General features: G+C 68.5%; 13 protein-coding genes. 7 read left to right on the forward strand and 6 right to left on the reverse strand.

Annotated elements, in window-relative coordinates:
• Positions 1-7: 7 nt before the first annotated feature.
• From modC to modA, 3 genes are all read right to left on the reverse strand, one after another.
• Positions 8-1,099, reverse strand: coding sequence for a molybdenum ABC transporter ATP-binding protein (gene modC / locus RT282_RS05615; RefSeq protein ID WP_313312645.1), 1,092 nt, complete (start codon positions 1,097-1,099; stop codon positions 8-10).
• A complete protein-coding gene (gene modB / locus RT282_RS05620; RefSeq protein ID WP_312306059.1) occupies positions 1,096-1,779 on the reverse strand; it encodes a molybdate ABC transporter permease subunit in 684 nt (227 codons plus the stop codon). The genes modC and modB overlap by 4 nt, the downstream gene beginning before the upstream one ends.
• An 80-nt stretch (positions 1,780-1,859) precedes the next feature.
• Positions 1,860-2,624, reverse strand: coding sequence for a molybdate ABC transporter substrate-binding protein (gene modA / locus RT282_RS05625; RefSeq protein ID WP_313312353.1), 765 nt, complete (start codon positions 2,622-2,624; stop codon positions 1,860-1,862).
• A gap of 84 nt (positions 2,625-2,708) precedes the next feature.
• On the opposite strand from modA, the gene RT282_RS05630 reads away from it, so the two are divergent.
• The 7 genes from RT282_RS05630 to RT282_RS05660 all read left to right on the forward strand — a co-directional run bounded on the left by RT282_RS05630 (position 2,709) and on the right by RT282_RS05660 (position 9,660).
• Positions 2,709-3,491: a TOBE domain-containing protein gene (locus RT282_RS05630; protein WP_313312354.1), complete on the forward strand. Its 783-nt coding sequence runs from the start codon at positions 2,709-2,711 to the stop codon at positions 3,489-3,491.
• Positions 3,492-3,651: 160 nt separating this feature from the next.
• On the forward strand, positions 3,652-4,422 hold the full coding sequence (locus RT282_RS05635) for an ABC transporter ATP-binding protein (RefSeq protein ID WP_312757753.1): 771 nt from the start codon (positions 3,652-3,654) through the stop codon (positions 4,420-4,422).
• A 1-nt stretch (position 4,423) separates the two neighbouring features.
• The gene (locus RT282_RS05640; RefSeq protein ID WP_313312356.1) at positions 4,424-5,134 is read left to right on the forward strand and encodes an ABC transporter ATP-binding protein; all 711 of its coding nucleotides are present in this window, start codon (positions 4,424-4,426) and stop codon (positions 5,132-5,134) included.
• Positions 5,135-5,204: 70 nt separating this feature from the next.
• Positions 5,205-6,407 (forward strand): ABC transporter substrate-binding protein, encoded by a 1,203-nt coding sequence (locus RT282_RS05645; RefSeq protein WP_312307258.1) that lies wholly within the window; start codon positions 5,205-5,207, stop codon positions 6,405-6,407.
• Positions 6,408-6,503: 96 nt separating this feature from the next.
• Positions 6,504-7,697 carry an ABC transporter substrate-binding protein gene (locus RT282_RS05650; protein ID WP_313312357.1) on the forward strand — a complete coding sequence of 398 codons (1,194 nt, stop codon included), beginning with the start codon at positions 6,504-6,506 and terminating at the stop codon, positions 7,695-7,697.
• A 51-nt stretch (positions 7,698-7,748) separates the two neighbouring features.
• Positions 7,749-8,633 (forward strand): branched-chain amino acid ABC transporter permease, encoded by an 885-nt coding sequence (locus tag RT282_RS05655; protein WP_312307260.1) that lies wholly within the window; start codon positions 7,749-7,751, stop codon positions 8,631-8,633.
• A gap of 19 nt (positions 8,634-8,652) precedes the next feature.
• On the forward strand, positions 8,653-9,660 hold the full coding sequence (locus RT282_RS05660; RefSeq protein WP_312307261.1) for a branched-chain amino acid ABC transporter permease: 1,008 nt from the start codon (positions 8,653-8,655) through the stop codon (positions 9,658-9,660).
• Positions 9,661-9,767: 107 nt separating this feature from the next.
• Here RT282_RS05660 and RT282_RS05665 read toward each other — a convergent pair whose 3' ends face one another.
• From RT282_RS05665 to RT282_RS05675, 3 genes are read right to left on the reverse strand one after another with little or no spacing between them, the layout of a single operon-like run.
• Complete coding sequence (locus RT282_RS05665; protein WP_313312359.1) at positions 9,768-10,898, reverse strand: carotenoid 1,2-hydratase; 1,131 nt, start codon at positions 10,896-10,898, stop codon at positions 9,768-9,770.
• Positions 10,898-11,980, reverse strand: coding sequence for a PLP-dependent cysteine synthase family protein (locus RT282_RS05670; protein ID WP_313312360.1), 1,083 nt, complete (start codon positions 11,978-11,980; stop codon positions 10,898-10,900). The genes RT282_RS05665 and RT282_RS05670 overlap by 1 nt, the downstream gene beginning before the upstream one ends.
• Positions 11,981-12,008: 28 nt before the next feature.
• The gene (locus RT282_RS05675; RefSeq protein ID WP_313312361.1) at positions 12,009-13,166 is read right to left on the reverse strand and encodes a GGDEF domain-containing protein; all 1,158 of its coding nucleotides are present in this window, start codon (positions 13,164-13,166) and stop codon (positions 12,009-12,011) included.
• Between the last annotated feature and the right edge of the window lie 63 nt (positions 13,167-13,229).

Below are 13,229 nucleotides of genomic sequence, written 5' to 3' on the forward strand. Positions count from 1 at the left end.
CGTCCCTTCAATCGGTCAGGGCGGCGCCCTTGACCTGGGCGAACAGCTCTTCGCCCTCCTGCAGGGCCAGTTCGCGGCGCGAGCGCTGGCTGATGCGCGCCAGCAGCCGCGTGCCGCCGGCGTCCAGTGCCACCAGGACCTGGCCGGGCGCCTCGGGCGCGATCTGCACGATGCGCGCCGGCAGCACGTTCAGCACGCTGCTGCCTTGCGGCCGTCGGCGTGCCAGGCTCACGTCGCGGGCCGGCACGCGCAGGCGTGCGGCTTGGCCCACGGGGCGGGCGTGGCCCGTGGCCAGGTGCAGCTGGCCGCCGGCAAAGCCCACGGTGAGCAGCTGGTCCTGCGCGTCCCAGGCCAGCACCCGGCCCTGCACCAGGGCGCTGGCGCCGTCGCCGGCGGCCAGGGGCAGGTCCAGCCGCGCCATCAGCTCGGCGGGGGCACCCTGGGCCAGCACGCGGCCGGCCTGCAGCAGCACCAGGTGCGAGGCCAGGCGTGCCACCTCGTCGGCGGAATGCGTGACGTACAGGATGGGGATGGACAGCTCGCGCTGCAGCCGCTCCAGGTAGGGCAGCACCTCGGCCTTGCGCGCCGCGTCCAGGGCGGCCAGCGGCTCGTCCATCAGCAGCACGCGCGGGCTGGCGGCCAGGGCGCGGGCGATGGCCACGCGCTGGCGCTCGCCGCCGGACAGTGTCTGCGGCATGCGCCCCAGCAGGGCAGACAGGCCCAGCAGCTCCACCGCCTGCTCCAGCGACACGCGCCGACGCCCGGGCGGCAGGCGCTTCCAGCCGTATTCGATGTTGCGCCGTGCGTCCAGGTGGGCGAACAGGCTGGCCTCCTGGAAGACGTAGCCCAGGGCGCGGCGGTGCGTGGGCAGCCAGGTGCGGCTGGCGTCGTGCTGCCAGGCCTCGCCATTGACCCGCACCTCGCCGCGCGCACGCTCCAGTCCGGCGATGGCCCGCAGGCAGGTGGTCTTGCCGCAGCCCGAGGGGCCGAAGAGGGCGGTGACGCCCTGGCCGGGCAGCTGCAGCTGCACGTCCAGCGAGAAATCGGCCCGCTCCAGCCGCAGCCGGGCGTGGATGCCGCCGGAGTTGCCGTCGCTCATCTTGCCTTCCTCGGCTGCAGCCACTGCAGCAGCATCAGCACGATGAAGGAAAAGGCCACCATGCCGCCGGCCAGCCAGTGCGCATGGGTGTATTCCATGGCCTCGACGTGGTCGTAGATCTGCACCGAGACCACCCGCGTCACGCCCGGGATGTTGCCGCCCAGCATGAGCACCACGCCGAACTCGCCCACGGTGTGGGCGAAGGTGAGGATGGCGGCGGTGATGAAGCCGGGGCGCGCCAGCGGCAGCGCGACGCTGAAGAAGCGGTCCAGCCGGGCGGCGCCCAGGGTGGCCGCCACCTCCAGCGGGCGCGACCCCAGCGCCTCAAAGGCGCGCTGCAGCGGCTGCACGGCAAAGGGCAGCGAATACACCAGCGAGCCCACCACCAGCCCGGGGAAAGTGAAGGGCAGGCGGTGCAGGCCCAGTGCGTCCGTCAGCTGCCCGAGAAAGCCGTTCGGCCCCATGGCCACCAGCAGATAGAAGCCGATGACCGTCGGCGGCAGCACCAGCGGCAACGCCACCACGGCACCCACCGGGCCGCGCCAGCGCGAGCGCGTGTGCGCCAGCCACCAGGCCAGCGGCGTGCACAGCAGCAGCAACAGTGCGGTGGTGATGGCGGCCAGGCGCAGCGTCAGGGCGATGGCGGCCCAGTCGTCCGGGGTCAGCGAAAAGGTTGGCAAGTGCTATTGAAAAAAGAGCTGCCAGCGCTTGACTGGTAAGGGCTGGAGGCCAAAAAGGCTTGAAACTTGCTGACGGTGCTTCAGAACGAGTAGCCGTAGGATTGGATCACGGCGCGCGCCTTGGGGCCGCGCAGGTACTGCATCAGCGCGCCGGCCGCGGGGTTGCCCTGGCCGGGTTTGAGCACGATGGCGTCCTGGCGGATGGGCTGGTGCATGGCGGCCGGCACCACCCAGGCCGAGCCCTCGCGCAGCTGGCCGCCCTCGGTCACCTGCGACAGCGCGACGAAGCCCAGCTCGGCATTGCCCGAGGCGGCGAACTGGTAGGTCTGGCCGATGTTCTCGCCCTGCACCACGCGGCCCTTGACCTGCTCGGCCAGGCCCAGCTTCTCCAGGGTCTGCATGGCAGCCAGGCCGTAGGGGGCCAGTCTGGGGTTGGCCATGGCGAGGTGGCGCCAGTCGCTCTTGCGCAGCACCTGGCCCTCGGGGTCCACATAGCCGGGCTGCTTGCTCCACAGCACCAGCTGGCCGATGGCGTAGGTAAAGCGCGTGGCCGCGTCGCCAAGGCCCTCCCTGCCGATCTTCTCGGGTGTGCTGTCGTCGGCAGCCAGCAGGATGCCGAAGGGGGCGCCGTTGGCGATCTGCGCATAGAACTTGCCCGTGGCGCCGAACGAGAGGCGGGCCTTGTGGCCGGTGTCCTGCTCGAACAGCCGGGCGATCTCCTGCATGGGTGCGGTGAAGTTGGCAGCCACGGCCACGGCCACCTCGTCGGCCTGGGCGCCCAGGGGGGCAAGCGCGGCCACCAGCGCCAGGGCTGCGGCAGAAAGTATCTTGTGGGGCTGGGACATGCGCGGGTCTGTTCGCTATTCATTTATGGAATAGCGAAAAGTATAGCCGGGTCCTCGTGCCTGCCTGGGTGCATGATCATGGCCATGCAGCAGCCATCTGCTTCCATCCTCGACGCGCTGGGCCACGGCCCGGCCGACCGCCGCCTGGCCGTGCTGCGCGAGATTGGCGCGGGGGGTTCCATCTCGCAGGCCGCTCGCGCCGTGGGCGTGAGCTACAAGGCCGCCTGGCAGGCGCTGGACACGCTGACCAACCTGGCCGGCGTGCCGCTGGTCGAGCGCGTGGTGGGCGGCGCCGGCGGTGGCGGGGCCCGCCTGACCGAGGCGGCGCACGAGCTGCTGGCGGCGGCCGGCGCCATGCACGCGGCGCGTGCCCAGCTGGCCGCCCAGCTGCATCCGGGCGCCGGCGCACAGGCGACCGCCCTGCGCCTGACGGTGCAGACCAGCATGCGCAACCAGTGGCCTTGCAGCGTACAGGCGCTGCACGCCAGCGGCCCGCTGGTGCGCGTGCAGCTGCGCGGCGAGGCAGGGGCGGGCGCGGCGTTCACCGTGTGGTCGCGCATCACGCGCGAGAGCTGCGAGCTGCTGGCGCTGCGGCCCGGCGCCAGCGTGCAGGCCCTGTGCAAGGCCACTGCCGTGCGCGTGCTGCCGGCAGCGGGGACCGACTTGCATCAGCTCGGCCCGTCCAACTGGTGGCCGGGCCGCGCCACGCGCATCGCCCGCGGCTCGCTGGGGGACGAAGTGGCGGCCGACGCGGCCGGTGTGCAGATGGTGGGTTTCGCACCGCCCGGCTCGCGCCTGCGCACCGGATCGCGGGTGCTGCTGGGGGTGGAGGAGTCGGCCGTCGCGCTGGTACTGGCAGGGCACTGAAAGCGCTCAGGAAGCACATCGCCGCCGTCGCCCGGTAGGCGTTTATACATAGGCACTATTCCCAGTGCGAGTACCAGAATGGCGCCCTTACGATGCCCGGCAACATACCAATGGAGACATAGCCGCGCAGCGCTCCCATGCTCTGCGCGCCTGTTTGCGAATGAGCGACGTCATACTGGAAACTTCCCACCTCACCAAGGAATTCAAGGGCTTCACGGCCGTGAGCGACGTGAACCTGTCCGTGCGCCGTGGTTCGATCCATGCGCTGATCGGACCCAACGGCGCAGGCAAGACGACGTGCTTCAACCTGCTGACCAAGTTCCTGGAACCCACCTCGGGCACCATTCGCTTCAACGGCACGGACATCACGCGTGAGCAGCCGGCGCAGATCGCCCGGCGCGGCGTGATCCGCTCGTTCCAGATCTCGGCGGTGTTTCCCTACCTCACGCTGCTGGAGAACGTGCGCCTGGGCCTGCAGCGCAGGCTGGGCACCAGCTACCACTTCTGGCGCAGCGAGCGCAGCCTGCACCAGCTGGACGGCCGCGCCATGGAGCTTTTGGCCGAAGTCGGCCTGGAAGACATGGCGCACGAGGTCACCGTTAACCTGCCCTACGGCCGCAAGCGCGCCCTGGAGATCGCCACCACGCTGGCCATGGAGCCCGAGCTGATGCTGCTGGACGAGCCCACGCAGGGCATGGGCCACGAGGACGTGGACCGCGTCACGCAGCTCATCAAGAAGGTGTCGGCCGGCCGCACCATCCTGATGGTCGAGCACAACATGAAGGTCATCTCGACGATCGCCGACCGCATCACCGTGCTGCAGCGCGGCGCCGTGCTGGCCGAAGGCCCGTACGAAGAGGTATCGAACAACCCGCAAGTCATGGAAGCCTATATGGGTACGACTGACGGCCAGCTGCAGGGAGCCCACTGACATGGCCGCACCCGCACTGGAAATCAAAGGCCTGGAGGCCTGGTATGGCGAATCCCACGTGCTGCACGGCGTGGACATGGTGGTGCAGCCCGGCGAAGTCGTCACGCTGCTGGGGCGCAACGGGGCAGGACGCACGTCCACCCTGCGCGCCATCATGGGCCTGACCGGTTCGCGCCGCGGCTCGGTGCGCATCGATGGCGTGGAGACCATCGCCATGGCCACGCATCGCATCGCCCACCTGGGCGTGGGCTACTGCCCCGAGGAGCGCGGCATCTTCTCCAGCCTGTCGTGCGAGGAGAACCTGCTGCTGCCGCCCACGCTCAAGACCGGTACCCAGGGCATGAGCCTGGACGAGATCTACGACATGTTCCCTAACCTGGCCGAGCGCAAGAACAGCCAGGGCACCCGCCTGTCCGGCGGCGAGCAGCAGATGCTGGCCGTGGCGCGCATCCTGCGCACGGGTGCCAAGCTGCTGCTGCTCGACGAGATCTCCGAGGGCCTGGCGCCGGTCATCGTGCAGGCGCTGGCCCGCATGATCACCATGCTGCGCCAAAAGGGCTACACGGTGGTCATGGTGGAGCAGAACTTCCGCTTCGCTGCACCCCTGGCCGACCGCTTCTACGTGATGGAGCATGGCCGCATGGTCGAGCGTTTCGGCGCCTCCGCGCTGCAGGACAAGATGCCCGTACTGAACCAGCTGCTGGGCGTGTAGGGCGCGATTTCGGCCTTTTTCCAAAAAAACATTTCAACGACCTTCGACCCTCTACAAGGAGACTTCCCCCATGAAACATCAACTTCGCACCCTCGCCGCCCTGCTGGGCGCCGCCGGCCTGTCGCTGGCCGCCGTGCAGGCGCATGCGCAGGACAAGGTCAAGATCGGCTTTATCACCGACATGTCCAGCCTGTACGCCGACGTGGAAGGCAAGAACGGCGCGCTGGCCATCCAAATGGCCATCGACGACTTCGGTGGCAAGGTGCTGGGCATGCCCATCGAGCTGCTCACGGCCGACCACCAGAACAAGGCCGACATCGCCGCCAGCAAGGCGCGCGAGTGGATCGACACGCAGAACCTGACCATGCTGTTTGGCGGCACGAACTCGGGCACGGCACTGGCGTCTGCCAAGGTCGCGGCCGAGAAGAAGCGCGTCTACTTCAACAGCGGCGCCGGCTCCTCGGCCCTGACCAACGAGCAGTGCAGCCCCTACACCGTGCACTACGCCTACGACACCGTGGCCCTGGCCAAGGGCACGGGCGCGGCGGTGGTCAAGAACGGCGGCAAGAGCTGGTTCTTCCTGACCGCCGACTACGCCTTCGGCCACGCGCTGGAGGCCGACACCTCCAAGGTGGTCAAGGAAGCCGGCGGCACCGTGGTCGGCAGCGTGCGCCACCCCCTGAACGCCTCCGACTTCTCGTCCTTCCTGCTGCAGGCGCAAAACTCCAAGGCGCAGATCCTGGGCCTGGCCAACGCCGGCGGCGACACCATCAACGCCATCAAGGCCGCCAAGGAATTCGGCATCAACAAGAGCATGAAGATGGCCGGCCTGCTGGTGTTCTTGACCGACATCCACAGCCTGGGCCTGAAGAACACCGAAGGCCTGCTGCTGACCACCAGCTGGGACTGGAACCTGAACGACCAGACGCGTGCCTTCGGCAAGAAGTTCTTCGAAAAGACCAAGCGCATGCCCACGGACATCCAGGCCGCCGACTACTCGGCCACCATGAACTACCTGAAGGCCGTGCAGGCCGCGGGCACCGTGGATGCCGACAAGGTCATGGAAAAGCTCAAGTCCACCCCCATCGACGACTTCTACGCCAAGGGCGTGATCCGTCCGGACGGCCGCTTCGCCCACGACATGTACCTGATGCAGGTGAAGTCGCAGGCCGAGTCCAAGCAGCCCTGGGACTACTACAAGGTCGTGGCCAAGCTGCCCGCCGACCAGGTCTGGACCACCAAGGCCGAAAGCAAGTGCGCCCTGTGGAAGTGATGCCGCGCTGAGCTGACCCAGCCCGCTCCGCCGCCATGGCGGAGCGGGTTGTGACCGAGGACGACAAGAGCACAACAACCCGACTGGAGACACACCGTGAACACTCGCACCACCGCACTCATCCTGGCACTCGCCGCGGCAGGCCTGGCCCCCGCTGCGCACGCCCAGGACAAGGTCAAGATCGGCTATATCAGCGATATGTCCAGCCTGTACGCTGACCTGGAAGGCAAGGGCGGAGCCACCGCCATCCAGATGGCCATCGACGACTTCGGCGGCAAGGTGCTGGGCAAGCCCATCGAGCTGCTCACCGTGGACCACCAGAACAAGGCCGACATCGCCGCCAGCAAGGCGCGCGAGTGGATCGACACGCAGGGCCTGACGATGATCTTCAGCGGCACCAACTCCGGTACCGCCCTGGCGCTGGCCAAGGTGGCCGACGAGAAGAAGCGCGTGATGATCAACAACGGCGCGGGCAGCTCTGCCCTGACCAACGAGGCCTGCACGCCCTACACCGTGCACTACGCCTACGATACCGTGGCCCTGTCCAAGGGTGCGGCGGGCGCCATCGTGGACGGCGGCGGCAAGAGCTGGTTCTTCCTGACCGCCGACTACGCCTTCGGCCACGCCATGGAGGCCGATGCCTCCAACGTCGTCAAGGCCAAGGGCGGCACCGTGGCCAACGCTGTGCGCCATCCGCTGAACGCGTCGGACTTCTCGTCCTTCCTGCTGCAGGCGCAGAACTCCAAGGCCCAGGTGCTGGCCCTGGCCAACGCTGGTGGCGACACCATCAACACCATCAAGGCGGCCAAGGAGTTCGGCATCGACAAGACCATGAAGATCGCCCCGCTGCTGGTCTTCTACAGCGACATCCACAGCCTGGGCCTGAAGAACACCGCCGGCATGCAGTTCGTCACCAGCTGGTACTGGGACATGGACGATGCCTCGCGCAAGTTCGCCGACGCCTACATGAAGAAGACCAACCGCCGCCCGACCGAAATCCAGGCCGCCGATTACTCGGCCACCATGAACTACCTGAAGGCCGTGCAGGCCGCCGGCACCACCGATGCCGACAAGGTCATGGAAACCTGGCGCGGCATGAAGATGGACGACTTCTTCGCCAAGGGCTACCTGCGCGCCGACGGCAGCTACATCCACGACATGTACCTGGTCCAGGTCAAGGAGCCCAAGGAGTCCAAGGGCACCTGGGACTACTACAAGATCGTCAAGAAGCTGCCCGGCGAAGAAGTTTTCACCACCAAGACCGAAACCAAGTGCGCGCTGTGGAAGTAAACCACGCCGCCGCCTGATCCACTACCCCTACTCACCGCGTCGTCGTTTTCCATGGAATTCTTTGGTGTCTCCATGCCAGCCATGATGAGCCAGCTCCTGCTGGGGCTGGTCAATGGCTCGTTCTATGCCATCCTCAGTCTGGGGTTGGCCGTCATCTTCGGCTTGCTCAACGTGATCAACTTCGCGCACGGCGCACTGTTCATGCTGGGCGCCCTGACCACGTGGATGGCGCTGAACTATCTCGGCATCAACTACTGGGCGATGCTGATCCTGGCGCCGCTGGTGGTAGGGGTGGTGGGGGTGCTTATCGAGCGCCTGCTGCTGCGCTGGATCTACAAGCTCGACCACCTGTATGGCCTGCTGCTCACCCTGGGCCTGACCATGCTGATCGAGGGTGTCTTCCGCTCCATCTACGGCGTCTCGGGCTTAGGGTACGACACGCCCGAGCTGCTGGAGGGCGCAACCAGCCTGGGCTTCATGATCATGCCCAACTACCGCGCCTGGGTGGTGGTGGCCTCGCTGGTGGTGTGCATCGGCACCTGGTACGTGATCGAGAAGACCAAGCTGGGCGCCTACCTGCGCGCCGGCACCGAGAACCCGCGCCTGGTCGAGGCCTTCGGCGTGAACGTGCCCGTCATGATCACGCTGACCTACGCCTTCGGCGCGGCGCTGGCGGCCTTCGCCGGCGTGCTGGCGGCGCCGGTGTACCAGGTCACGCCGCTGATGGGGCAGAACCTCATCATCGTGGTGTTCGCCGTGGTGGTGATCGGCGGCATGGGGTCCATCATGGGTTCCATCCTCACCGGCCTGGGTCTGGGCATCGTCGAGGGTTTCACCAAGGTGTTCTACCCCGAGGCGTCCTCCACCGTGGTGTTCGTCATCATGGCCATCGTTTTGCTCATCCGCCCCGCCGGCCTGTTCGGCAAAGAAAAGTGAAGCCGCCGGGGTGCACCACATGAACGTCAAGAAATTCGCTCCCATCGGCTACGGCATCCTGCTGCTGGCCCTGATCGCCGCGCCCTTCGTCGGCGCCTACCCGGTGTTCGTGATGAAGCTGCTGTGCTTCGCGCTGTTCGCCTCTGCCTTCAACCTGCTGCTGGGCTACACCGGGCTGCTGTCCTTCGGCCACGCGGCCTTCCTGGGCGGGGCGGCCTACGTCACCGGCCACTCGATGAAGGTGTGGGGCTTCACGCCCGAGCTGGGCCTGCTGGCCGGGCTGCTCAGCGGCGCGCTGCTGGGCCTGGTCATGGGCTGGTTCACCATCCGCCGCCAGGGCATCTACGCCACCATGATCACGCTGGCCCTGGCCCAGATGCTGTTCTTCGCGGCGCTGCAGCTGCCCTTCACGGGCGGCGAGGACGGCCTGCAGGGCGTGCCGCGCGGCAAGCTGTTCGGCGTGATCGACCTGTCCAGCGACCTGACCATGTACTACGTGTGCCTGATCGTCGTGGTCGCCGCCTTCCTGCTCATCGTGCGCACCATCCACTCGCCCTTCGGCCAGGTGCTCAAGGGCATTAAGGAAAACGAGCCGCGCGCCACCTCGCTGGGCTACGACACCAACCGCTTCAAGCTGCTGGCCTTCGTCATCTCCGCGGCCATCGCCGGCCTGGCGGGCGCGCTCAAGACCCTGGTGCTGGGCTTTGCCACGCTCTCCGACGTGCACTGGTCGGCCTCCGGGCACGTGGTGCTGATGACGCTGGTGGGCGGCATGGGCACGCTCAGCGGCCCGCTGGTCGGCTCGGCCGTGGTGGTGCTGCTGGAAAACAAGATCGGCGAGCTGGGCAACCTGCTGGCCAGCATCACCTCCATCGAGTGGTTCAACACCCTGGGCGAGTCCGTGACCATCGTCACCGGCCTGATCTTCGTGGTCTGCGTGCTGGCCTTCCGTCGCGGCATCATGGGCGAGCTGATCGCCTGGCTGGAGCGCCGCCGAGGCGGTGGCGGGGCCGCCGGCCCGCACTGACCGGCGCAGCGATGCACCCACACAAGCGGGCCCAGCGCCCGCTTTTGTTTTGATAGCTGCCTGCGCTTGTCCAGCAATGGCTGGAGGCCAAAAAGACTCTTAGTGCCTCAGCCCAGCCGCAGCCGCTGCGCGTAGCCCGTCATCTCCAGATAGCCCCGGCCCACCTCGTGGCCGCCAGCGTCCATCAGGGCGCACAGGCCCTCCCAGTAGATGGCGCCGGTGGAGGCGCGGCTGTCCAGCTCCTGCGCGTCCAGCAGCGCCTGCACCGTGAACCGGCCGGCGGGCGTGTGCACCGCCCACTGCACCGGATAGGTCGCGCCGCTGGCGCTGCTGCTCCAGCGGCGCAGCGGCTCGAAGCGCACCTCGTCGGCGCCGAAGATGCGCGCCTGCTCCTGGCCCGCCGCGCGCACCGAGCCGCCGGCCCACAGCGCGCTGCCGTCGGCCCGGCGCAGGCGAAAGGCCGTCAGCGCCCCGCCGTCGTGCAGGTTCATGCCGATCCAGTCCCAACCCACGGCTTCGGGGTGCAGCAGCGCCTCGCTCCACTCGTGGTCCATCCAGGCGCGGTTGTCGGTGGCGGGCACATCGGCCGCCAGGGCCAGGCGCTGCCCGGCCAGCATCAGACTGCCGGAGACGGCCAGCTGCGGCTGGCTGTAGTAGTAGCTGGCCTGGTCCGGCTGCGGTCCCTTGCGCGATAGGCCGGCGCTGCCCTGCAGCAGTACCGGCTGGGTGCTGGCGCAGTGCAGGTCCAGGCCAAAGCCGTCCGCCGGGGCGCGGATGGCCCAGCGACTGGCGCCGGGCAGTTCCGGCGCCTGGGCGCGCTCCAGTGACCAGTCCTGCAGACGGATGTGCGCGTCGTCCTGGCTGGCCTGGGCGATGCCGAAGCCTGCACGTGCGATCCGCTGGTCGTGCCATTGGCGCGCGCCCTGCACGTCGGTCAGCGCAGCATGGGCGAACAGCAGCTGGCGCGCCGCGAAGGCCGAGCGCATGTCCTGCGTGGCCGCCACGCGCGAGCGAAAGAAGGTGATCTGAAAGCCCCACAGCCGCCCGTCCTGGGTGCGCGCGTGGCCGGTGATGTACCACCACTCGGTGCGCAGATCCGGATGGCTGCCATGGTCGCGCGGGAAGGCCAGGGTGCGCGGCGGCAGCGCCAGGGCCGGCGCGCCCCAGGCCAGCAGGCCGGCAGCCAGCAGCCAGTGCCGGCGCGCCGGGGACCGTGGCGGCTGCGTGGGCGAGGGCATCAGGCCAGCAGTCGGGCGATGCGCTGCTGGGCGGGCGCGCAGTCGCCGGCCGTGCGCAGCACCCAGGCCTCATCGTGGTAGGTGGGCAGGTAGCGCTCGCCCGCGTCGCACAGCAGCGACAGGATGGAGCCCTGCTCGCCGCGCTCGCGCATCTCCTGCGCCAGCCGCAGCATGGCGACGAAGTTGGTGCCGGTGGACGGCCCCACGCGCCGCCCCAGCAGGCCCGACAGCGCGCGCATGGCGGCGATGGACTCGTCGTCCGCCACCTCCTCCATGCGGTCCACCAGCTCGCGGATGAAGCTGGGCTCCACGCGCGGGCGGCCGATGCCCTCGATGCGCGAGCCGGGTGCTGTCAGCTGCGCGTCGCCCGTGCGGTGGTAGGCGGCGAACACCGAGCCGGCCGGGTCGGCCACGCACAGCCGGCTTTCGTGCATCTGAAAGCGCACGTAGCGGCCGATGGTGGCGCTGGTGCCGCCCGTGCCCGCGCCCACCACGATCCAGCGCGGCACCGGGTGGCGCTCGCGCTGCATCTGCGTGAACATGCTCTCGGCGATGTTGTTGTTGCCGCGCCAGTCGGTGGCCCGCTCGGCGTAGGTGAACTGGTCCATGTAGTGCCCGCCCGTGTCCTGCGCCACGGCGCGCGCCGCGTCGTAGACGTCGCCGGCGTGCTGCACAAAATGGCAGCGTCCGCCGTAGAACTCGATCAGCGCGATCTTCTCGGCCGACGTGCTGCGCGGCATGACGGCCACGAACGGCAGGCCCAGCAGCCGCGCGAAGTAGGCCTCGCTCACAGCCGTGGAGCCGCTGGAGGCCTCGACGATGGTCGAACCCTCGCGCACCCAGCCGTTGCACAGTGCGTACAAAAACAGCGAGCGTGCCAGCCGATGCTTCAGGCTGCCCGTGGGGTGGGTGGATTCGTCCTTCAGGTACAGGTCGATGCCGACGCGCTCGAACGCCGGCAGCGGCAGCGGAATCAGGTGTGTGTCGGCGCTGCGCTGGTAGTCGGCCTCGATGCGGTCGATGGCCTGGTGCAGCCAGGACGGCGCGGCGGCAGGAGCGGAGGAAGAGGGCGTATGCGGCATGGGCGCGATTGTCCCAGGCGCCTGGCGGCTATTGGGCCCATTCGATGCGGCTGCGCCCGGCCGCCTTGCCACGGTAGAGCGCGGCATCGGCCTCCTGCATGGCCGCGTCCAGCCCGTCCGGGCCATGGAAGGGGCGAGAAACGCCCACCGTCGCGGTGCAGCGCAAGGGCTCGGGCGCGCCGGGCAACGGCACCGCCAGCTGCTCGATGGCCGAGTGCACGCGCCCGGCCAGCTGCCTCACGCCCTCGTCGTCCGCGTCCAGGCAGACGATGGCGAATTCTTCGCCCCCTGGGCGGCTGACCAGGTCTCCGCCGCGCGCGTTGCTGCGCAGCACCTCGGCGACCTGGCACAGCACCAGGTCGCCGGCCTGGTGGCCATGGGTGTCGTTGATGCGTTTGAAGTGGTCGAGGTCCAGCATCAGCAGGCGTGCGGGTCCCGCGCTGCGTATGCCGAAATGCCCCTGCAGGCCGGCCAGCAGGCCACGCCGGTTCAGCAGTTGCGTCAGCGGGTCGCGCGCCGCCGTGGCGCGCAGCTCGTCGGTCAGCCGGCGCAGCACCAGCCAGATCATGGCGGGCGCCAGCATCGTCGCCAGGAAGGACATGTAGATGTAGAACACGACCTGGAAGCGATGCTTCATATCCAGCGCTTCCAGGCCGCCCTGCACCACCAGAACGCCCTTGATGGCGTTCATCACGCCCAGACCCCCGATGAGCAGCGCGAACAGCGCCATCTCCATGCGCAGATCCTTGGCGATGTCACGCATGGCGTAGATCACCCCAAGGGTCATGGCCAGGAACATCAACACCATGACGAGCGCCAGCATCGCGTAGCGGGCGACCGGGCCCGCCAGCCACTGCACCAGTACCTGCGCCGCTGCATAGGCCAGCGCCAGGCCAAGCAGAGGCTTGAGCAAGGGAGCCGGCCGGCCAAAGAACCGCATGGCCCCCACCCAATAGGCCAGGGGCGTGCACACCGTCAGCGTGTGATTGACCACGCCGGCCGCATTCCAGCCTGGCCCGCCGCCCAGCAGCTGCAGCACATAGGCCGAGCCCAGCAGGGCGTTGCCCAGCGCGAACGCGTCCATGCCCAGCCGGTTGCCCTGCAGGCGCCTGCCGATCAGCCAGAACATGATGGCAAAGAAGATCAGGTGCATGCAGAGCATGCCGACGATGACGGTGGCGACCATGAACGGGGAAGAAGGCGAGCGGCGGGGCAGACGCGGGGGGCCTGCAGTGTCCCCGATCTGCGG

Origin of the sequence: Pulveribacter sp. (assembly GCF_032079985.1) — a bacterium.
Lineage (GTDB): Bacteria > Pseudomonadota > Gammaproteobacteria > Burkholderiales > Burkholderiaceae_C > Melaminivora.